The organism is Chitiniphilus eburneus (assembly GCF_005048205.1).
In the GTDB taxonomy this organism is placed as follows: domain Bacteria; phylum Pseudomonadota; class Gammaproteobacteria; order Burkholderiales; family Chitinibacteraceae; genus Chitiniphilus; species Chitiniphilus eburneus.
In genome coordinates, this window is record NZ_SUMF01000003.1 from 57176 (window position 1) to 76269 (window position 19094).

Below are 19094 nucleotides of genomic sequence, written 5' to 3' on the forward strand. Positions count from 1 at the left end.
GGTCGGTCGCGCCAAGGAAAATGAAATGAATATCGTCGATACGGTCGGCCTGCTGGCCGGCGTCTGCACTACGTTCGCATTCGTGCCGCAAGTCCTGATGGTGTGGCGCACCCGCTCCGCGCGGGATATCTCGCTCGGCATGTACCTGATCTTCGTCACCGGCATTGCGTTGTGGCTGGCCTATGGCCTGATGGCCCATGCCATGCCGGTGTTCGTCGCCAACAGTGTCACCTTGCTGCTGGCCGGATCGGTGCTGGTGATGAAGCTGCGCTTCGATCTGGGCGCGCGCCGGGCGCGCAGCACCTCGCCATGACGCCCGTCGATCTGCATTGCCACTCCACTGCCTCCGATGGCCTGCTGCCGCCGCGCGAGGTGGCCCGGCTGGCGGCCGAGCGCGGTTGCCAGTTGTTCGCGCTGACCGACCACGACGAACTGTGCGGGCTGCCCGAAGCGGCCGATGAGGCCGCCCGGCACGGCATGCGCTTCGTCAATGGCGTCGAGGTCTCGGTCAGTTGGGGCAAGCACACGCTGCACATCGTGGGCCTGGGCTTTGACGCCGCCAACGAAACGCTGCGCGCGGGCCTGGCCGACGTGCGCGCAGGACGTGACGCGCGCGCGGTGGCAATGAGCGATTCGCTGGCGCGCGCCGGTATCCCGGGCGTGCTCGAAGGGGCCAGGCGCTATGCGGACAATCCGGAGATCATCAGTCGCGCCCATTTCGCCCGGCATCTGGTCGAGCGTGGGCTGGCCAAGGATGTGAAGAGCGTCTTCAAGAAGTACCTGGTGCGTGGCAAGCCCGGCTTCGTCGAGCACGAATGGGCGCGACTGCACGATGCCATCGACTGGATACGCGGCGCCGGTGGCGTGGCGGTGCTGGCGCACCCGGCGCGCTACGATATGGGTAACGAAACGATGCGCGTGCTGCTGACCGAGTTCCGCCGCCTGGGCGGCGAGGGCATCGAAGTCGTGTCCGGCGTGCACGGTGTGCACGAGGTGGCGCGCTACGGCAGGCTGGCGCAGGAATTCGGGCTGCTGGCCTCCAGCGGCACCGACTACCATGCCACCGGCGAAGGTGCGCGCGACCCCGGGCTCAATCCCGACCTGCCGCTGGGCTGCGACCCGGTCTGGTCCCGCTGGCTGGAGGCCGCATGACACGTCCCCTCGTCACCCTGTACATCGCCACGTCGCTGGACGACCACATCGCCGGTGTCGACGGCGGGCTGGATTGGCTGCCGCAGATCGCCCCCAGCGGCGAGGACTACGGCTACGGTGAGTTCTATGCCGGCATTGATGCGCTGGTCATGGGGCGGACCACCTACACCCAGGCGCAGGGCCTGGGCGACTGGCCTTATGCCGGCAAGCCCAGCTACGTGTTCACGCACCGCCCGCTGGAGCACGCGCCCGCCGATGTCCATGCGGTGACCTGCTCGCCGGAAGAACTGCTGCAAACGCTGATCGAACGCGGCAGCCGGCACGTCTGGCTGGTGGGTGGCGCACGGGTGGCGCAGGAATGGATGGAAGCCGGCCTGATCGACGAATTCATCTTCACGCTGGCGCCGGTGATCCTCGGTACTGGCATCAGCCTGTTCGCCGGGGTGCCGCCGACGCGGCTGAGGCTGGTTTCCAGTCGGGCCTACGCCGACGGGCTGGTACAACTGCACTATCGCCGCCGTACCTGATACCGCGCAAAACCGTGGTAAATCGGACGCGTCCGCAACGCCGTCGCGCATAGTTCATTTCTTGCTGGCCGCGCTGGATAGTAAACTGTCGGGATGTCCCAATTCTTCTCGATCCATCCCGAAAACCCCCAGCAACGCCTGGTCAAGCAAGCCGTCGATATCATTCGCAAGGGCGGGCTGGTGGTTTACCCCACCGACTCCTGTTACGCGCTGGGTTGCAGCCTGGACAACAAGGACGCGCTCGAACGCATCCGCCGGATACGCCAGCTCGACGAACGCCACCATTTCACCCTGGCCTGTCGCGACCTGTCGCAACTGGGCAATTACGCCCGGGTGGACAACCAGGCGTTCCGCCGGCTGAAAGCGGCCACGCCGGGCAATTACACCTTCATCCTGCTGGCCACCAAGGAGGTGCCGCGCCGCGTCTGGCACCCCAAGAAGCAGACCATCGGTCTGCGCGTGCCGGATCACCCGGTGGCGCTGGCACTGCTGGAAGAACTGGGTGAGCCGATGCTCTCCAGCTCCCTGTTGCTGCCGGGCGAGGAGTACCCGCTGACCGACGCCTGGGAAATCCGCGATCGCCTGGAACGCGATGTGCAACTGGTGATCGAAGGGGGCTATTGCGGTCTGGAACCCACCACGGTGGTCGATCTGTCCGGCGACGCGCCCACGATCCTGCGCCAGGGCAAAGGCGACGCGGCGGTGTTCGGTCTGTGAGGCCGCCTGAACGTCGGCATGCCCGGTTTTCCTCGTTGCACCGCGCCAAAAGGCGCACCTTTCCGATCCCCCTCGCCGAGACACCATGGAACTGAACCTGATCCAGCAGATCGCCATCTGGACGCTGCCGGTGCTGTTTGCCATCACGCTGCACGAGGCCGCGCACGCCTATGCCGCCAAACACTTTGGCGACCCCACCGCCTTCCTGATGGGGCGGATGACGCTCAATCCGCTCAAGCATATCGATCCGATCGGTACGGTGCTGCTGCCGTTGCTGTGCCTGATGCTGCCCGGCGGGTTCCTGTTCGGCTGGGCCAAACCGGTGCCCGTCAATTTCGGCGCCTTGCGCAATCCGCGCGCCAACGGGCGCTGGGTGGCCGCCGCCGGGCCGCTCGCCAATCTGGCGATGGCCGCCTGCTGGGTGTTGATCCTGCGGCTGGCGGTGAACCTGGACGGCAATTATTTCCAGTTGCCGCTGGCCTATATGGCGCAGGCGGGCATCACCATCAACGTGGTGCTGATGGTGCTCAACCTGCTGCCGATCCCGCCGCTGGACGGCGGGCGCATCCTGGTCTTCAGCCTGCCGCGCGAAGCCGCGGCGGCGGTGTCGCGGATCGAGCCCTACGGCATGATCATCCTGGTGGTGCTCTTGGCAACCGGGATACTGGGCGGCATCATGCAGCCGTTGATGAAGCTGGTATACGGATTCTTGGCCCTGTTGGGTTGATGTTCAATAAAATCATATAGATAACAAGGATTTTTCAAGGATGTTCCCAGATCGGATCCTCTCCGGCATGCGTCCCACCGGCAAGCTGCACCTTGGTCACTACCACGGCGTGCTCAAGAACTGGGTGCGCCTGCAACGCGACTACCCGTGCCTGTTCATGGTGGCCGACCTGCATGCGTTGACCACCAGCTACGACGACGTCAGCGTCATCGAGCGCAGCGTGTGGGACATGCTGGTCGACTGGCTGGCTGCGGGGGTTGATCCGGAACAGGCGATCATCTTCATTCAGAGCCAGGTGCCCGAGCACGCCGAGCTGCATCTGCTGCTGTCGATGGTCACGCCGCTGTCGTGGCTGGAGCGTGTGCCCACCTACAAGGACCAGATCGAGAAGCTGTCGCACAAGGACTTGGGCACCTACGGCTTCCTGGGCTACCCGGTGCTGATGACCAGCGACATCCTGCTGTATCGCGGCAACCTGGTGCCGGTGGGGGAGGATCAGGTGCCGCACGTGGAAATCACCCGCGAGATTGCGCGCCGCTTCAACCACCTGTTCGGCAAGGAGCCGAACTACCAGGAACTGGCCGAGGCTGCGATCAAGAAAATGCCGGGCAAGACCGGCAAGCAGTACGCCCAGTTGCGTACCCGCTACCAGCAGGAAGGCGACGCCGAGGCGCTGCTGGCCGCGCGGGCGCTGCTGGCCGAGGTTCAGAACCTGAGCGCCGCCGACCGCGAGCGCCTGTTCGGCTATCTGGAAGGTGGCGGCAAGATGATCCTGCCCGAATCGAAGCCGCTGCTGACCGAAGCGTCGCGCATGCCGGGCCTGGACGGCGCCAAGATGTCCAAGTCCTACGGCAACACCATCAGCCTGCGCGAGGACAGCGAATCGGTGACCAAGAAAATCCGGCAGATGCCCACCGACCCGGCCCGGGTGCGCCGTACCGATCCGGGCAACCCGGAAAAATGCCCGGTGTGGAAGCTGCACGAGGTGTATTCCGATCAGCCCACCCGCGATTGGGTGGTGCAGGGCTGTACCAGCGCCGGGATCGGCTGCATCGAATGCAAGCAGCCGGTGATCGAAGGCGTGCTGGCCGAGCAGAAGCCGATGTTCGAGCGCGCCCAGCGCTACCTGGAAGACCCGGCGCTGCTGCGCCGCATCGTCGATAACGGTTGCGAGCGCGCCCGTGCGCTGGCGGCCGACACCATGCGCGATGTGCGCCAGGCGATGGGCCTCAACTACAAGTAGGAGCTTTTCATGCAAGACGACGACAAGCCCCGACCGGCGCGCGTGCGCATCGTGGGGGCGTCATGCTGATCCGTGCCGCCAACCATTGCGATGCGCCGCGCATCCATGCCATTACCGCTGCCGCGTTCGGCCAGGTCGCCGAGGCCGACCTGATCGACGCGCTGGTCCACGGCGGACACGTCACCATGTCGCTGGTGGGCGTGGGCGAGTCGGGCGATATCGTCGCCCATGTGTTGTTTTCCCCGGTGGAGTGCCCTGGTGCCGACGGCGAAGTGCTGGGCCTAGCCCCCATCGCCGTCGATCCGGCCTGGCAGAACCAGGGGCGTGGCGCGGCGCTGGTGCGGGAGGCATTGCGCCAGTTGCAGCAGGACGGCATCGCGGCCGTGGTGGTGCTGGGCGACCCGGCCTACTACCAGCGCTTCGGCTTCGTGCCCGCCAGCCGGTTCGGCCTGTCCTGCGCCTACGATGTCCCGCATGAATACTTCATGGCGCTGGAGCTGATCCCCGGCGCGCTGGCGGGTGGCAACGGCGTGGTGATCTACGCACCCGAATTCGCCGCCCTGTAACCGAGAGAGGCTACCCCTTGCGCAACGCACTGGTTCCCATCGCATTGATCGTCATCGGCGCCGGCTGGCTGGTGAACAGCCTGAATGTCGCCCCAGCCGTGAGCTGGATCGTCGTGTTCGGGCTGGTGTGCGCCGGCATCGGCGTGCTGCTGGTCGACGGCTGGAACAAGCGCACCATCGTCAGCGGGCCACTGTTGATCCTGGGTGGCGCGGCGGTATTCGCCAACCAGCAGTACGGCCTGGGCTGGGGCATCCTGTTGCCGCTGCTGATGATGGGGCTGGGATTGCTGATGCTGCTGGCGCGGATGGAAGCGGTTCCCGACGCGCCGGGCCCGGAGCCGATGCGCCTGCCTGGCCAGGACGACGATCCGGCATGAATGCCATCGTCGATGCCGGCGCCATCGACCCCGTCGCCCACCTGTTCGGCGAGCCGGTCACCGAGCTGCCGCAGGATCTGTACATCCCGCCCGACGCGCTGCGGGTGCTGCTGGAATCGTTCGAAGGCCCGCTCGACCTGCTGCTCTACCTGATCCGCCGCCAGAACATCGATATCCTCGATATCCCCATGGCGGCCGTCACCGCGCAATACATGCAGTATGTCGAAGCCATGCAGGCGTCGCGGCTGGAACTGGCGGCCGAATACCTGCTGATGGCGGCCATGCTCATCGAAATCAAATCGCGTCTGTTGTTGCCCCGCCCGGTATCGAGCGAGGAAGGCGACGAACTCGATCCGCGCGCGGAGCTGGTGCGGCGTCTGCTGGAATACGAGCAGATCAAGCTCGCCGCCTATGAACTGGATCGCCTGCCGCAGGCCGGCCGCGATTTCCTGTTGGTGGCGGTGCTGTTCGAGAAGGAGGCGGTGGTGCGCCTGCCCGATGTCGGCCCGGCCGACCTCAAGAGCGCCTGGCTGGCCATTCTGGCGCGTGCGCGGCGCCAGCAGCATCACAAGGTGCAGCTTGAAGCGTTGTCGGTGCGCGAGCAGATGAGCCATATCCTGCGCCTGCTGGCCGGTGGTCGTTACCTGCCGTTCCAGGACCTGTTCGACACCACGCGCGGCGTGCCGCTGCTGGTCGTCACCTTCATCGCCGTGCTGGAGCTGGTCAAGGAAAAGCACATTCTGGTAACCCAGGATGAAGGCTACGTGCCGATCTACGTGCGTCTGGCCGGCGCGGGCACCGCGCGGGAGGGGTCGCTGGTGGAGCAGGCAGCATGAGCGAAACACCGGAAAAACTCGACGACGCCGAGCGGGCGCACCTGAAAAAAGTGCTGGAGACCGCCTTGCTGGTCGCCACCGAGCCGTTGCCGGTCGCCACCTTGAAACAACTGTTCACCGTGCCATCCGGCGCGGCCGTGCTGAACGAGTTGCTCGACGCCATCGCCCACGACTGGAATGGCCGGGGGGTGGAGCTGGTGAGGCTGGCATCGGGCTGGCGTTTTCGCGCCCGGCTTGAGATGCAGCCTTACCTGGAGCGGCTGCACCCTGAAAAGCCGCCACGCTATTCGCGCGCGGTCATGGAAACGCTAGCGATCATCGCCTACAAACAGCCGGTGACACGCGGCGAAATCGAGGAGATTCGCGGCGTGACCGTGTCGAGCGCCATCATCCAGGCGCTCAAGGAGCGCGAATGGATCGACGTCGTTGGCCACAAGGAAGTCCCCGGTCGCCCCGAGTTGCTCGCCACCACGCGCGCCTTTCTCGACGACCTGGGCCTGTCCGGCTTGTCCGATCTGCCGCCGCTGGCCGAACTCGGCAACCTGGTCCTGCCCGAACCCGCGCCGGCGGCGCCGGCCTCCGAGGTGTAACGCCCGGCAGGCGCTACCCGTGCGCTGCCCAGGCTTGGAGTCGATCCAGGCACGCTGGCATGGGTAAATTGTCCATGGGCGATACTGGGTCTGACCGGAGCGGAATCCGGATCACCCGGAACCGATTGGTGCAAGTCCGGAACAGGCTCTAGAATCGCGCGATGCAACTTCATTTAGTCATTCCCCATGCCGCTTGGCCCGATCGCGATGCCGAAGCAGAGATCGTCACCGGCCTGGCGCTGCCTGCGCTGTCCTGGCTGATCGGGCGCGGCGCGCGAGAAAAACATCTCCCCCTGGATTTCCACACCTGGCTGGCCCAACGCTATGGCCTGCCATCGCTGCCGGTGGCCCCGCTGACGCTGGCCCTGGATGCCCCTGGCGAAGCGCCGGGGTACTGGCTGCGTGCCGACCCGGTGCACCTTCGCGCCAACCGCGACCAGCTCACGCTCAGCGATGCCGCGCCGCTGGCGATCCAGCCGGCCGAAGCCGCCGCGCTGGCCGAAGCCCTCAACGGCCTGCTGGCCGAGGACGGCCTGCGCCTGATCGCGCCGACGCCCACCCGCTGGTACCTGCATCTGCCCGCCGACCCCGGGCTGGACACCACGCCGCTGCATGCCGTGGTGGGACGCGACATCCATCCCGCGTTGCCCCGGGGGCCGGATGCCCTGCAATGGCACCGGCTGCTCAACGAACTCCAGATGCTGCTGTACGCTCATCCGGTGAACGACGCCCGCTTCGAAGCCGGGCAACCGCAGATCAACAGCCTGTGGCTATGGGGTGGTGGCGACTGGCCGCTGCCGGCCACGCCGGAAGCACCGTCGGATACGGTCTACACCGCCGACCCGCTGGTCGCGGCCCTGACCGCGGCCGGCAAGGGCAGGGTGGAGCCGCCGGCCCGGCCGGGCGAACTGGCCGAATCCGGCATGCTGGTCCTCGATCAACTGGCCGATCCGGCGGGCTATGGCGATGCCCATGCCTGGCGCGAAGCCTGGCTGGCGCTGGAGCGCGACTGGTTCGCGCCGCTGACCGAACGCCTGCGTCGGGGCGAGCTGGAAGAAGTGGCGCTCACCTTCCCGGAACTGGGGCTGGCGGTGGAAACCGGTACCGGCGCGCGTTGGCGCTTCTGGCGCGGCGACCGTTTGCCATGGGCGGGGGCCTGACATGCCCTTGATCCGCACCCGCGACGTACCGCGCGACAGTCATGGCTCGCTGCTGGCCGCGGGCCTCACCGCGCTGGAAGCACGCCTGTATGCCGCGCGCGGCATCGGCGATGCCGGCGAACTCGAACACGACCTGGCCCGCCTGTTGCCGTTTTCCGGGCTGAAGGATATCTCTGCCCTTGCCCAGCGGCTGGCGGACGCCATCGCCCGCCGCGAACGCATCCTGGTGGTGGCCGACTACGACGCGGACGGCGCCACCGCCTGCGCCACGGCGGTCAAGGGGCTGGGCCTGCTTGGCGCCGTGGTCGATTTCGTGGTGCCCAACCGCTTCGAATATGGCTACGGCCTCACGCCCGAGATCGTGGCGCTGGCCGCGCAGAAATCCCCCGACCTGATCGTTACCGTGGACAACGGCATCGCCAGCGTGGCCGGCGTGGCGGCCGCGCGCGAGCGGGGTATCGAAGTGCTCGTCACCGACCATCACCTGCCGGGCGACGTGCTGCCGGATTGCCTGATCGTCAACCCGAACCAGCCGGGCTGCACCTTTGCCAGCAAGAATCTCGCCGGCGTGGGCGTGATGTTCTATGTCCTGATGGCGTTGCGGGCCGAACTGCGCGCGCGCGGCGCGTACGCCGGCGTGACGGAGCCCAACCTGGCGCAATTGCTGGACTACGTGGCGCTGGGCACGGTAGCCGACGTGGTGAAGCTGGACGCCAATAACCGCATCCTGGTCGAACAGGGGCTCAAGCGCATGCGCGCCGGCCGCGCCAGTGCCGGGGTTCTGGCATTGTTCGCGGCGGCCGGGCGCAACGCGCAGAAAGCGAGTTGCTTCGACCTGGGCTTCACGCTGGGGCCACGCCTGAACGCGGCGGGCCGGCTGGATGACATGAGCCTGGGCATCGCCTGCCTGCTGGCCGGCAGCGAACAGGCCGCCATGCCGCTGGCGCGCGAGCTGGACCAGATGAACCGCGCCCGGCGCGAGATCGAATCCGGCATGCGCGAAGAGGCCGAGAACGTGCTGGCCGGCATGTCGCCCGAGGCCAGTTATTCCATTTCGCTGTTCCGCGCCGACTGGCACCAGGGCGTGATCGGTATTGTCGCCAGTCGGGTCAAGGATCGTTTCCACCGCCCCACGCTGGTGTTTGCCGAAGCCAGCGACACCGAAATCAAGGGATCGGGGCGCTCGATTCCCGGCCTGCACCTGCGCGACGCGCTCGATCTCGTTTCCAAGCGCCATCCCGACCTGATCCTGAAATTCGGCGGCCACGCCATGGCGGCGGGCCTGAGCCTGCGCCCGGCCGACTTCGACCGTTTCAGCGCCGCGTTCGAAGCAGTATGCCGCGAGCTGATGCCGGAAGAGGCTCTGACCCGCGTGATCGAAACCGACGGCGTGCCGGAAGCCGACGACTACGCCATGCACGTCGCCGAGCGGCTGGAGCGGCAGGTGTGGGGGCAGGGCTTTCCCGCGCCGCGTTTCCACGACGAATTCCGCGTGGTGGAACAGCGGGTGGTGGGCGAGCGCCATCTCAAGCTCAAGCTGCGCAACCGTCACGGCCTGCTGATCGAGGCCATGCGTTTCTCGAATGCCGACCCGTTGCCGGCCAGCGTGAGCGCCGTGTTCACATTGAGCGTCAATGAATTCAGAGGCGAGCGGATGCTGCAACTGATGATTGAGCACTGCGAATGAGCTGGAGCGGCTGACAAAGCCCTTCTGGCTGCGTCATGCTTACGTGCGTACGCTGGTACTGTCTGCGTGCGGTACTTCTTGCCAGAATTGCCAGGCTGGCTCTTGCCAGCCCCCGAGGCTGCCGGTCGTCTTCACGGCAGCGCTCGCACCGGTGCCCCGCGCGCGCCGGATCATAACAGCCGCCAGCGCGGCACAAGGATGGATGGCCGATGAATCGATTCCGCACGATTGCCGCCCTGATCGCGGTCAGTCTGCCCCTGGCCCACGCCGTGCTGTTGACGCCCTCCGAGGCGCAGCAGCAGGGCGACCGGGCCTGCACGCCGCTGGATAATGGCATGCTCGATTGCGTGGACATCGCGCCGCCCGCGCCGGGCCCCGCCAACGACCCCAGTATCGAACCGCTGCCGCCGATCGAGTATCCCGGCGAGCAGTTTCCGCCACCCACCACCGAGGCGCCGATCAAGCCCGCGCTCGATCCGATTCCGGAAAAGCTCACCGGCAACCGGCTCATCATCGGCTGGGACATCGGCTTTGGCACCACCGCGCAGTATTGGGAAGTGTGGGACAACGGCGAACTGCGCATGCGCAGCCGCAACTTCACCACGCGCCGGCTGGCCGGCAGCAGCGTCGAGGGGGCGGAGCAGATGACCGAAACGCAGGTGATCTCGGTGCAGAGCGGCGTCTACACGCTGACCAACCTGCCGGAGGGGCGGCACGATATCGAAATCCGCCTGTGCAACACCGACCGCAATGGCGATCCCGCCTGCACGCCGCTCAAGGCCAGCACGTGGGTGGGTGCGCAGCACGCCGGTGCGGACGACGACGAACAGCTCACCGGGCAGCCCAGCGCCCCGCAACTGGACTGGCTGCCGCAGGTCAGCACCGGCGAGCCGGTGGAGCTGGCCTGGAATGTCTGGTGGGGCAAGCCCGGCCGCTACTGGCAAGTGCTGGATGGCGACCAGGTGCTGTACGAATCCACCGCCTTCAAGGAAGTCACCCCCAACAGCCAATCGGCTGGCATGACCCTGGCCGGGCTGCCCAAGGGCGTGCACAACCTGTCGGTCAAGTTATGCAACCAACTGGAATGCGCGCGTAGCGAGCCGGCGCGGCTGGAGGTACTGCTGCCGCCCGAAGGTACCGTCAAACCGCTGATCACGCTCAATCGCGGCACGCCCGACAGCGTGTTGCTGGCCTGGGCGCTGCCGCAGGCGCAGGCCGAAGGCCGGCCGGATAGCTGGCGCCTGCTGGACGCGGTCACCGACGATCCGCTGCCTGAGCCGTTGGGCAATCTGCGTAGCGATGTGCGGGTCTGCCAGAGGACCGACGCGGCCAATCCCGGCGTCACGACCGCCAGCTACTGCGGTGACCTGCGCCTGCCGATGCAGGTGGCGACGTTGAACGGCAGTACCAGCAGCGTGCGGGTGGCCGTGTGCCGCAAGGAGGAATGCGTGGAGAGCGATGTGGTGTCGCTCTTGCCGGATCAGCCCGCCATCGAGCCGGTACCCGCATCGGCATCCAGCGTATCGCGCGGCGCACCCAGGACGGCAAGCTCGACCACGGCGCCGGCCGCAGAGATCGATACGCCGACGCCGACGCCCGTTCCGCCCGCGCCGCGTGGTCGCTTTGTCCTGCCCGACGAAGTGCTCGATTCGCTGCTCGACGAGCGCGAACTGTCGGCACCCAAGCCCAGCCGGCGGTGAACGCACCCATCCTGGTGTTCGTCTACGGCACGCTCAAGCGTGGCGGCTGGAACCACCACTGGCTGAACGGCGCGCCTTGTCTGGGCGTCGCCAGCACGGTGGCGCATTACAGCCTGTACGCGCACAGCTACCCCTTCCTGGTAAAAGCGCCGCGCTATCCGGTGCGCGGCGAGCTGTATGCGGTCGATGCCGGCACGCTGCACGACCTGGATCGGCTGGAAGGGCACCCGGACGACTATCTGCGCGAGCAGATCGACGTCCGTGGCGTCGATGGCGAAACGGTGCGGGCCTGGGCGTATTTTCATCCGCGTCCCGACGGCGTTCTGCTGGCGGAAGGCGAATTCCGCAAAGCGCAAGGCAGCGACCCGCCGGTCGGATAGCGCCGCAACCCGCGTCAACGGTGCTTTTGCTCACCCTGTGAGGGGATCACCATAGGGTATCTCCATTATTGCCGCCAAATGTTGCATTGCGGGATAAAGGGATATCGTTTTCCTCGCACAGGGATGGCCGACATGACGCGCATCCTGTTGATTACCGATACCGACATGCCTGTCGCCGCCCTGGCGCCCGCGCTCCAGGCCGCCGGCATGGAAGTGGTGGGCGAAGCGAACAGTACGCGTTTCCTGGTGCAGCGGCTGGCCAGCCTGGGCCCGGACCTGGTGCTGATCGCCGTCGATTCACCGCTGCGCGACACGCTGGAATCGTTCGCCATCACCCATCCCTATGGCCCACGGCTGGCGGCCAGTGCCTTGCGGGTGGCGCTGGCGACCGGTGTGGCCGTCTACGCGGCGCAGGATGTTCCCGAATCCGTATCGCAACACGCCTTCCTGGTGGCGCGCGCCATGCTGGCGGCGGAGCGCCCCACGCGTGTTTCCGCGGGTGAACCGCCGGATCGCGGCTTGATCGAGCACGCCAAGAATGTGCTGATGCACGAGCAGGGCATGCCCGAAAACGAAGCGGTGACCGCGCTACGGCGCCAGGCCCGCGACCAGGGCGTCCGGCTGGTCGACGTGGCGCGCAGGGTGATTGCCATGTCGGTGCCGCCGCGATGAATCCCCATCTCGAAAAGACCCATCTCAAGCTGGGTTACCTGCCGTTCACCGATTGCCTGCCGCTGGTGGTGGCACAACGGCTGGGCCTGGCCGCCCACTATGGGCTGGAACTGACACTGAGCCGGCAACCGACGTGGTCGTTGCTGCGCGACCGCCTGCTGGTGGGCGAGCTGGATGCCGTGCAGTCCTACTACGGCCTGCCGCTGAGCCTGCATCTGGGCTTGGGCGGCCCCGCCTGCCCGATGGCGGTGCTGATGACGCTGAGCCAGAACGGCGAGAGCGTCAGCGTCTCCAGCCAGTTGGCGGGTAATGTCCGCGATGGGGACAGCCTGTATCGCGCGGTGCTGGCGGCCACGCGGCGGCTGGTGTTCGCGCATCATCTGCCGCCCAGCGCGATGTGGTTCTACTACTGGCTGGCATCGCACCGCATTCATCCACTACGCGACGTGACGATGCTGGTCACGCCCGCCACCGAACTGGCGACGGCGCTGACCCGGGGCGAACTGGATGGCTACGGCGCCAGCGAGCCGTGGGGCGCATTGACCGAACTGGATGGCAGCGGCCACACCATCGTCAGCAGCGCGCAGGTCTGGCCCGATCACCCCGGAAAGGTGCTGACCACCACGGCCGCCTTTGCCGACCGCTACCCGAACACCGCGCGGATGCTGGTGGCGGTGCTCCTGGAAGCCTGTCGCTGGCTGGATCACCCGATGCATCGCGTCGAAGCCACGCCCTGGGTGGCCGAAGCCATCGGCGTGCCGATCGCCGCCATTGCGCCGAGGCTGGTGGAAGGGCATGGCTGGGGTGGCCAGTCGCACGCGGTGCGTTTCTTTGGCGCCAAGGGCGAGGTGGGCATGCCGTGGTTGTCCGACCTGATCTGGTTTCTTACCCAGCTTCGTCGCTGGGGCATTCTGGAAACGGCGCCGGACTATCGCGCGGTGGCCCGCGAGATCAATCGGGTGGATGTATTCCGCGATGCGGCGGCAATGGCCGGGGCCAGCGCACCGACGCACGACATGCGCCGCAGCGTGCTCAACGATGGCCGGGTCTGGGATGGTAGCGATCCGGAGGGTTATGCCACCTCGTTCGCGCTGCACAGCCTGGCAACGGAAAGCGGGCGACGCGAAATCTGGCACTGAACTTGCCAGCGGGAGCGTCTACAGGAAGTAGTTCAGCACACCGTCCAGGCCCACATGGTTGATCGCGTAGGGCGCCTCCGCCTGAACCTTGGGCTTGGCATGGCAGGCCACACCGAAACCGGCTTCATGCAGCATCGGCAGATCGTTCGCGCCATCGCCCAGCGCCACCACCTGCTGCCGGGCCAGCCCCAGTTCATCGCGGTAGCGCATCAGTTCATCCCGTTTACGCGTTGCATCCACGATGTCGCCGTTCACCTGGCCGGTGAGCTTGCCATCGGCCACTTCCAGCACATTGGCGATGGCGCGGCTCAGGTCCAGTCGCGTTTGCAGCCTGTCGGTGAAGAAGGTAAATCCACCGGAAATCAACAGAGTCCTGGCGCCTGCGGACTGAAACCCCTTGAGCATGCGTTCGGCGCCCGGCATCAGCCGCAGGCGTTCGTCGTACACGCGTTGCAACGCGGCGAACTCCAGCCCCGCCAGCAGCGCCACGCGCCGTGTCAGGCTTTGTCTGAAATCCAGCTCGCCCCGCATGGCCGCCGCCGTGATCTCGGCCACTTGCGGCTTGAGGCCCACCATGTCGGCGATCTCGTCGATGCACTCGATCGTGATCAGCGTGGAATCCATGTCCATGACCACCAGCCCGATGTCGGCAACGGTGATGTCTTCGGGGATGAAGGCGTAGTCCAGTTGATTGGATTCGCAAAAATCCGCCACGGCCTCATCGTTGTCCACGTGCGCGCCCAGCAGTTTGAATGCCTGTGGCGTAATGGCCTGGATCTCGTAGGCATCCGACAGGCGGGCGAGTTGCTTCAGATCCTGGGTGGCGACTTCGGGCGCCTGGATGACGAGACGGTACATGGTGGCGGGGTCAAGGCGGGAAAGAGCCGCGATTGTAGCAGGCCCGGCCAGTGCCGGGCCCGTGGTCAACGGGCCGATACCGCCTAGCCGTGCAGCGCCCGATACGCTGCCTGCAACGCGGCCAGCGGCACGCCATCGATGATCAGTCCGGCAGTGTCGCAGCCTTCGATGCGGACATCGCGCAGGTTGCAGCCCACGATATGACTTCCGCCCAGGTCGCTGGCATGAACAGTGAGCGGCTTGCGTTCCCCGGCCCAGCCCAGATGGCAATGATCGATCCGCGCGCCGCCGAGCGACACATGATGCAGCGCCAGGCCATCGAGCCGCGAGTTGCCGAAGGTGGCATCGCTGACATTACAGTTGGTGACCAGCAGGCGCTGGAGACCGGCGTTGCGGATGCACGTATCGGCCATGCCGCTGTTGCTGATGCTGGCCTGCGACAGATCCACCTCGTTGAAATCGGCCCCGCGCAGGTTCGTGGCGCGAAAGTCGCACCCCTCACGCAACCCGGCGGCGCCGGGCAGATGCTTCACCAGGTAGTACTCATCCTCGTCCTCGCCCGTGACGACATAGCCGTGCCGTTGATAGAACGGCAGGTTGCGCGCGCTGTGGCGAGTGGTATCGAGCGACCAGGTATGGACTTGCGGATATTCTTCCTCGATCCGCTTCAACACCTGTCCACCCAAGCCCAGCCCCTGATGGGCCGGATCGAGGTAGAGCAGCTCGATGCGCGCATGTTCGCGGCCGCTGCTACTGACCAGCACCACGCCGGCCAGCATGCCGTCGAACACGATCTTGCGATAGTCGCCGGTGCGCCGATGAAAGCGGTGCATCGCCGGCAGATGGTGATTCGGAATGAATGGGCTTTCGCCATCCAGCCAGTGCCGCGCCTCGTGCTCCGCCACGCGAACCAGCAAAGCGCTGAGCGCGGTTGCGTCCTCGTCGAGCACCGGCTCCAGGGTCAACACGGCAGCGGGACGTTCCAGCACGAACAACTCAAAGCGCCCGCCCTCGTCGCACACCGCATGCCCGCGCGGCGCGAAGCCGCTGGCGAGTGCCACGCGCCGCGATGGCGTATCGGGTTCCTTGACCAGCGCCATCAGCGCTGGAACCGGCCCTTGCGCGAAAAACCAGCGTGTCGCGCCGCGAATGGCCTCACTGGTATAGCCCTTGCCGCGATGCGCGGGTGCCAGCGCATACAGCAGCTCCGGCATCGCCAGATGTGCGCTGGGCCTGGGCCGGATGCCCAGCCAGCCGATCAGCTCACCGTCGGGTAGGCAGATCGCCAGAAATAGGGTGGGCGCGGCAGGGCTGAAGTGGTCGAGCTGGGTGACGTGCCGATCCAGCCACGCGGTGCAGTGCTCGTGGCTTGTTGCCCAGCCGGGCGGCGGATCAGTGATGGAGGACTGCCGGGCCAGCGCATGCAGCGCATCGAGATCGGCAAGGGAAAGTGTGCGCACGCACAGGCGTGCAGTAGGGATGCGCAGGGCGCGCAGCGAACGTTCCATGAGTGTTCCTGATCGGTATGCCAGACGCACTGCCCGTGGGCAGCGTTGCGAAATGGGAAGGGGGCCGATCAGAAGGGCATGGGAGCATCCATCACAGGTTGTGAACGGCACGATAACGCCATCCGGTGATACGGACAAGGCCAAGGTTGGCGAGGGGCGAGGGGCGTGCCGGTTGTGGGGGAGGGGGGCGTAGCGGCTTCGTTTGCTAATTCATTATCTATTGTTTTTCAATTGAAAAATCCAATGAAATTACTTTTGAAAAATCCTCGCCATCATTTGAAACAACCTCTAGATAGTCAATTTTTCCAAAGCTGAAATGAAGTATTGCTGAGGCATCTCCCTTTAGCTGCGGAGAAATGACCTTTACTCCATGAATTGCATGATTATCAACTTGTTCAAGCTGCGTGTCGGGCGGGGCATCTTCAATCGAAAAGGCCAGAAAAACCCCAGAAGGTGAGTACTCAATATTAACAATTGTTGCCGATGAAATTTGACGCTCGATTTCTGAAGATTCGGCAGAAAATGAACGAAGTAATTTATTCCATTTGTCAATTTCATTTTCCTTCACTTGAAGTCCCCCTGTTCTCTTTCATCGTGTTTCTTGTTGATGTTCCGGGGTGGGTGTTTGTATTTTTCACCTCCCCTTGGGGTATATTTGCCATTGCTGTAGCCTCACTATCGCTTATTGTCGCAGCAATAGAGTTGTCTCCTTCCTTAAGGGGCCTTTCTTCAATGGCTTTCTCCATGGCCTTCTTTTGTTGAAGCTTTTGCCTCATCTTTGCTTCCGGGTGAATCAAATTTTTCTCTTGAGAGTTTTTCCTGCCGATCTCCATGTGCCAAATTGCCCAGTTAATTTACACCATTTTCCAAAATCAATACGGCATTCATTTTTTTAATACGATTAAATAAGTTGCTATTTTTCAATATCGGATTTATCGTCACCAGCACACACAAAAGCTTTTCAGTAAACCCAATAACCGTATCCTTGTAAGTATTGCGGCGCACCGTGGAAATATGAGCCAGCTCCTCCCATTGCAAACCCAGGCTCGATGAGAACAGAAGATCCTTTTGAATTGGCGAACCAACTCCGATTGAAATATCGTCACCAATGGGGTTCATTAGCAAATACAGGTTTTGGTGGCCCGGGTCGCAAAATGCCACTCTATTCCCTTTGCTTAGTTCATGGCACGACTTTAAAAAAAACAAAGCGAGATCACTCAGAATATACCAATTTGGCACATATTCCTCATCTTTATGAAGAGTCATCCCATAAGAATTCCATTTCCCCTGCCCCGACACTTCAAACATGCCATAAATTTAAATGTCTTCCAAATCGGACACTGAAGCATTTTTCAAAAATCCATTTTCGTCGCCAACTACAAATTTTATAATCACTTTATTTAACTCAAAAATCAGAGAAGACAGGCCCTTTGTACCAGTACTAATTGGAATCCCAGGCAGCCCTCTGGTCCTCCTTCCGCCAGACCAACCGTTGCGGTTCACCATTTATGATCATTGAGAATTTGCCACTCCTAACTCCGGCTTCCACTGCTTCAGCATATGCTTTTGGTACCGCTGCCTCTATCTCTGCTTCGTACCATGAGGAGTGGTGGTGCTGTTCTGGATGCCCACCAGTTTGGTGCGGCCATGGTAGATGCAGTCTTTGGTTACGTTTCTGAATATGCCCCATCTATTCTCGTGGCCTGATTTTCCATAAATTCTTTCAGCCCTTTTTTCCAATCGTATCCTCAACCTGAAGAGTAGCCCCATCCTGTATCGCGTCCAAAGTTAGGGCGCCACCATGATCTAGCCCCCAGCCTTTACGCATCCCAGCCAAAACCCTCTCTCCAGTGAATTTCATTTAGTGTATATTTTCCTATTGAAAATCCATCCGGGTAATCTCGAAACCCCGGGAGGTTCTTTAGAAATTCAATCGCTTTTTCGGCTTCTATTTTTGATTCAAAAACTCCTAAAAACTTGTAACTTTCGGTCTCATCATCACCATAGGTATGCTGCAATATATATACGTTCATTAGCTTTTATTCGCTCCGATTTTATTTTGGGTTGACAAAACTTCTATCCCCTCATTTATATATTCGATTAGATTTCGTTCCGGGCCCCGCTTCGTTTGTTAATTCACCTTTCTTAACTTTCAACAGATGCCAATAGCGCCTCGTGAATTTCGACAGAAGTGCCATCTTCGAATTCAATCGAGTAGATTATGCCTGGAGGAAATTTTTCAAAGAAACCCTCTTTCCTTTCTTGGAAAACACCAACAATCCAAGCAATACACCCGGGCCGATATTCAGCCGGGGCCCTTTCGACAACCCTGACAATATCATCATAAGAAAAGCCACTCATTAATTCACCCATTTAATTGGAAGATGCGGGTTTCCAGTGTAGATCAGTAGCGATCCGTGCGTTTTGAGCGCTGCGTTGTAGTCATGCCAATTGGTGGTCTTGTCCCGTCATCAGGTTCAGGTGCCCTTGGCGCGCCATGGGAAGTGGCATTTGCCTCCAGCCTCTAAAGCGTAGCGCTATTCTAGACTGGGTAACGTCGAAACATTTTCGAAAGTAATCCTCTCTGCCAACACACAGACCTGAGCCCCATAAACGGGCTTAATTTCCAGATATTTCAAGCTGCCATTCTTAATATGCTCCACCTTCTCTATTAAAGGCTTCCATGTAAAATCTTCATCGTGAGGCTCACGGCCTCTCATAAGAGCAAAAACTCTCGCCTTTATCAAAAGTTCATCTTTTTTTTTCATCAAAAAAAACAATCCTATCAACAACATTGGAAAGGCGAACCTCAGAAATAAAAATATCATCGATTCCTTCTGCAAGAATCCGCCACTCCCTCTCTGCTTTTTCAAAATAAAGCTGCAACATCCTTTCCTTTTTCAAAAATAGTATTCTTGAAAAATTCGCCTCAATTAAAGCAGTGTATTTATCCATAAAGATTCCAAAAACATTAAAACGAACAGGAGAAACATCTCGGTCAGGATGTTCTCTTTTTCCATCCGGCCATTCATGAGCGTGATACCGATCATAACCCTGATGAGGCTTGTCAATATCTATATCCGGCTTCCCATCCTTTGTATACTTACAAGAGCACCGCGCCGTAGTAGCTCAGCCCCATTTGCTCCTCAAACGGTCTGCCGATGAACCACTGGGTGTTCTGGTCGGTAGCCCCACCAGCTTCTCGCCGTACGGACGATAGTTGGTACGCCAGGCCAGTACGCCATTCTGGTCGGT

At 62.7% G+C, this 19094-nt stretch carries 24 protein-coding genes; 16 read left to right on the forward strand and 8 right to left on the reverse strand.

The window, feature by feature from the left end:
• The first annotated feature begins 25 nt into the window (after positions 1 to 25).
• The 16 genes from FAZ21_RS05210 to FAZ21_RS05285 all read left to right on the forward strand — a co-directional run bounded on the left by FAZ21_RS05210 (position 26) and on the right by FAZ21_RS05285 (position 13473).
• The gene (locus tag FAZ21_RS05210; protein ID WP_136772225.1) at positions 26 to 313 is read left to right on the forward strand and encodes a SemiSWEET transporter; all 288 of its coding nucleotides are present in this window, start codon (positions 26 to 28) and stop codon (positions 311 to 313) included.
• Entirely contained in the window at positions 310 to 1152 is an 843-nt protein-coding gene (locus FAZ21_RS05215) for a 3',5'-nucleoside bisphosphate phosphatase (protein WP_136772226.1), read from the forward strand. Before FAZ21_RS05210 ends, FAZ21_RS05215 begins: the two co-directional genes overlap by 4 nt.
• On the forward strand, positions 1149 to 1679 hold the full coding sequence (locus FAZ21_RS05220) for a dihydrofolate reductase family protein (protein ID WP_136772227.1): 531 nt from the start codon (positions 1149 to 1151) through the stop codon (positions 1677 to 1679). Before FAZ21_RS05215 ends, FAZ21_RS05220 begins: the two co-directional genes overlap by 4 nt.
• A 93-nt stretch (positions 1680 to 1772) precedes the next feature.
• The gene (locus FAZ21_RS05225) at positions 1773 to 2396 is read left to right on the forward strand and encodes an L-threonylcarbamoyladenylate synthase (protein ID WP_136772228.1); all 624 of its coding nucleotides are present in this window, start codon (positions 1773 to 1775) and stop codon (positions 2394 to 2396) included.
• Between the two features lie 85 nt (positions 2397 to 2481).
• Entirely contained in the window at positions 2482 to 3123 is a 642-nt protein-coding gene (locus FAZ21_RS05230) for a site-2 protease family protein (protein WP_136772229.1), read from the forward strand.
• Between the two features lie 40 nt (positions 3124 to 3163).
• Positions 3164 to 4366 carry a tryptophan--tRNA ligase gene (locus tag FAZ21_RS05235; protein WP_136772230.1) on the forward strand — a complete coding sequence of 401 codons (1203 nt, stop codon included), beginning with the start codon at positions 3164 to 3166 and terminating at the stop codon, positions 4364 to 4366.
• Between the two features lie 62 nt (positions 4367 to 4428).
• Entirely contained in the window at positions 4429 to 4932 is a 504-nt protein-coding gene (locus FAZ21_RS05240) for a GNAT family N-acetyltransferase (protein WP_136772231.1), read from the forward strand.
• 17 nt (positions 4933 to 4949) lie between these two features.
• Positions 4950 to 5309: a hypothetical protein gene (locus FAZ21_RS05245; RefSeq protein WP_136772232.1), complete on the forward strand. Its 360-nt coding sequence runs from the start codon at positions 4950 to 4952 to the stop codon at positions 5307 to 5309.
• Positions 5306 to 6145, forward strand: a complete 840-nt coding sequence (locus FAZ21_RS05250) for a segregation and condensation protein A (RefSeq protein WP_136772233.1) — start codon at positions 5306 to 5308, stop codon at positions 6143 to 6145. Before FAZ21_RS05245 ends, FAZ21_RS05250 begins: the two co-directional genes overlap by 4 nt.
• Entirely contained in the window at positions 6142 to 6735 is a 594-nt protein-coding gene (gene scpB / locus FAZ21_RS05255; RefSeq protein WP_136772234.1) for an SMC-Scp complex subunit ScpB, read from the forward strand. Before FAZ21_RS05250 ends, scpB begins: the two co-directional genes overlap by 4 nt.
• Before the next feature lie 161 nt (positions 6736 to 6896).
• Positions 6897 to 7895, forward strand: coding sequence for a hypothetical protein (locus tag FAZ21_RS05260; protein ID WP_136772235.1), 999 nt, complete (start codon positions 6897 to 6899; stop codon positions 7893 to 7895).
• Position 7896: 1 nt separating this feature from the next.
• On the forward strand, positions 7897 to 9582 hold the full coding sequence (gene recJ, locus FAZ21_RS05265) for a single-stranded-DNA-specific exonuclease RecJ (protein ID WP_136772236.1): 1686 nt from the start codon (positions 7897 to 7899) through the stop codon (positions 9580 to 9582).
• Positions 9583 to 9791: 209 nt separating this feature from the next.
• Positions 9792 to 11282, forward strand: a complete 1491-nt coding sequence (locus FAZ21_RS20530) for a chitinase N-terminal domain-containing protein (protein WP_136772237.1) — start codon at positions 9792 to 9794, stop codon at positions 11280 to 11282.
• Positions 11279 to 11662 (forward strand): gamma-glutamylcyclotransferase family protein, encoded by a 384-nt coding sequence (locus tag FAZ21_RS20535; RefSeq protein ID WP_211243377.1) that lies wholly within the window; start codon positions 11279 to 11281, stop codon positions 11660 to 11662. Before FAZ21_RS20530 ends, FAZ21_RS20535 begins: the two co-directional genes overlap by 4 nt.
• Positions 11663 to 11794: 132 nt before the next feature.
• The gene (locus tag FAZ21_RS05280; RefSeq protein WP_169307261.1) at positions 11795 to 12334 is read left to right on the forward strand and encodes an ANTAR domain-containing response regulator; all 540 of its coding nucleotides are present in this window, start codon (positions 11795 to 11797) and stop codon (positions 12332 to 12334) included.
• The gene (locus tag FAZ21_RS05285; protein WP_136772240.1) at positions 12331 to 13473 is read left to right on the forward strand and encodes a CmpA/NrtA family ABC transporter substrate-binding protein; all 1143 of its coding nucleotides are present in this window, start codon (positions 12331 to 12333) and stop codon (positions 13471 to 13473) included. The genes FAZ21_RS05280 and FAZ21_RS05285 overlap by 4 nt, the downstream gene beginning before the upstream one ends.
• Before the next feature lie 18 nt (positions 13474 to 13491).
• On the opposite strand, the gene serB is transcribed toward FAZ21_RS05285, so the two are convergent.
• The 8 genes from serB to FAZ21_RS05325 form a co-directional block, all read right to left on the reverse strand.
• Complete coding sequence (gene serB / locus FAZ21_RS05290; protein WP_136772241.1) at positions 13492 to 14331, reverse strand: phosphoserine phosphatase SerB; 840 nt, start codon at positions 14329 to 14331, stop codon at positions 13492 to 13494.
• A gap of 83 nt (positions 14332 to 14414) precedes the next feature.
• On the reverse strand, positions 14415 to 15839 hold the full coding sequence (locus FAZ21_RS05295) for a GNAT family N-acetyltransferase (protein WP_136772242.1): 1425 nt from the start codon (positions 15837 to 15839) through the stop codon (positions 14415 to 14417).
• Positions 15840 to 16056: 217 nt separating this feature from the next.
• Positions 16057 to 16407 (reverse strand): hypothetical protein, encoded by a 351-nt coding sequence (locus FAZ21_RS05300; RefSeq protein WP_136772243.1) that lies wholly within the window; start codon positions 16405 to 16407, stop codon positions 16057 to 16059.
• On the reverse strand, positions 16394 to 16672 hold the full coding sequence (locus FAZ21_RS05305; RefSeq protein ID WP_136772244.1) for a hypothetical protein: 279 nt from the start codon (positions 16670 to 16672) through the stop codon (positions 16394 to 16396). The genes FAZ21_RS05300 and FAZ21_RS05305 overlap by 14 nt, the downstream gene beginning before the upstream one ends.
• A 16-nt stretch (positions 16673 to 16688) precedes the next feature.
• Positions 16689 to 17105, reverse strand: coding sequence for a hypothetical protein (locus FAZ21_RS05310; protein WP_136772245.1), 417 nt, complete (start codon positions 17103 to 17105; stop codon positions 16689 to 16691).
• A 554-nt stretch (positions 17106 to 17659) separates the two neighbouring features.
• Positions 17660 to 17872: a DUF7336 domain-containing protein gene (locus tag FAZ21_RS05315; RefSeq protein ID WP_136772246.1), complete on the reverse strand. Its 213-nt coding sequence runs from the start codon at positions 17870 to 17872 to the stop codon at positions 17660 to 17662.
• A gap of 504 nt (positions 17873 to 18376) precedes the next feature.
• On the reverse strand, positions 18377 to 18607 hold the full coding sequence (locus tag FAZ21_RS05320; RefSeq protein ID WP_136772247.1) for a hypothetical protein: 231 nt from the start codon (positions 18605 to 18607) through the stop codon (positions 18377 to 18379).
• Positions 18591 to 18794, reverse strand: coding sequence for a hypothetical protein (locus FAZ21_RS05325; protein WP_136772248.1), 204 nt, complete (start codon positions 18792 to 18794; stop codon positions 18591 to 18593). The genes FAZ21_RS05320 and FAZ21_RS05325 overlap by 17 nt, the downstream gene beginning before the upstream one ends.
• Between the last annotated feature and the right edge of the window lie 300 nt (positions 18795 to 19094).

Excerpts from the sequence above, each read along its gene's own strand:
- FAZ21_RS05220 (WP_136772227.1), top strand. The coding sequence starts at position 1,149 with ATGACACGTCCCCTCGTCACCCTGTACATCGCCACGTCGCTGGACGAC.
- recJ (WP_136772236.1), top strand. The coding sequence starts at position 7,897 with ATGCCCTTGATCCGCACCCGCGACGTACCGCGCGACAGTCATGGCTCG.
- FAZ21_RS05325 (WP_136772248.1), bottom strand. The coding sequence starts at position 18,794 with ATGGATAAATACACTGCTTTAATTGAGGCGAATTTTTCAAGAATACTA.
- FAZ21_RS05240 (WP_136772231.1), top strand. The coding sequence starts at position 4,429 with ATGCTGATCCGTGCCGCCAACCATTGCGATGCGCCGCGCATCCATGCC.
- FAZ21_RS05235 (WP_136772230.1), top strand. The coding sequence starts at position 3,164 with ATGTTCCCAGATCGGATCCTCTCCGGCATGCGTCCCACCGGCAAGCTG.
- FAZ21_RS05285 (WP_136772240.1), top strand. The coding sequence starts at position 12,331 with ATGAATCCCCATCTCGAAAAGACCCATCTCAAGCTGGGTTACCTGCCG.
- FAZ21_RS05295 (WP_136772242.1), bottom strand. The coding sequence starts at position 15,839 with ATGGAACGTTCGCTGCGCGCCCTGCGCATCCCTACTGCACGCCTGTGC.
- FAZ21_RS05230 (WP_136772229.1), top strand. The coding sequence starts at position 2,482 with ATGGAACTGAACCTGATCCAGCAGATCGCCATCTGGACGCTGCCGGTG.
- FAZ21_RS05225 (WP_136772228.1), top strand. The coding sequence starts at position 1,773 with ATGTCCCAATTCTTCTCGATCCATCCCGAAAACCCCCAGCAACGCCTG.
- FAZ21_RS05280 (WP_169307261.1), top strand. The coding sequence starts at position 11,795 with ATGACGCGCATCCTGTTGATTACCGATACCGACATGCCTGTCGCCGCC.
- FAZ21_RS05315 (WP_136772246.1), bottom strand. The coding sequence starts at position 17,872 with ATGAACGTATATATATTGCAGCATACCTATGGTGATGATGAGACCGAA.
- FAZ21_RS05260 (WP_136772235.1), top strand. The coding sequence starts at position 6,897 with ATGCAACTTCATTTAGTCATTCCCCATGCCGCTTGGCCCGATCGCGAT.
- FAZ21_RS05215 (WP_136772226.1), top strand. The coding sequence starts at position 310 with ATGACGCCCGTCGATCTGCATTGCCACTCCACTGCCTCCGATGGCCTG.
- FAZ21_RS20530 (WP_136772237.1), top strand. The coding sequence starts at position 9,792 with ATGAATCGATTCCGCACGATTGCCGCCCTGATCGCGGTCAGTCTGCCC.
- FAZ21_RS05250 (WP_136772233.1), top strand. The coding sequence starts at position 5,306 with ATGAATGCCATCGTCGATGCCGGCGCCATCGACCCCGTCGCCCACCTG.
- FAZ21_RS05310 (WP_136772245.1), bottom strand. The coding sequence starts at position 17,105 with ATGACTCTTCATAAAGATGAGGAATATGTGCCAAATTGGTATATTCTG.
- FAZ21_RS05305 (WP_136772244.1), bottom strand. The coding sequence starts at position 16,672 with ATGGAGATCGGCAGGAAAAACTCTCAAGAGAAAAATTTGATTCACCCG.
- FAZ21_RS05320 (WP_136772247.1), bottom strand. The coding sequence starts at position 18,607 with ATGAAAAAAAAAGATGAACTTTTGATAAAGGCGAGAGTTTTTGCTCTT.
- serB (WP_136772241.1), bottom strand. The coding sequence starts at position 14,331 with ATGTACCGTCTCGTCATCCAGGCGCCCGAAGTCGCCACCCAGGATCTG.
- scpB (WP_136772234.1), top strand. The coding sequence starts at position 6,142 with ATGAGCGAAACACCGGAAAAACTCGACGACGCCGAGCGGGCGCACCTG.
- FAZ21_RS05210 (WP_136772225.1), top strand. The coding sequence starts at position 26 with ATGAATATCGTCGATACGGTCGGCCTGCTGGCCGGCGTCTGCACTACG.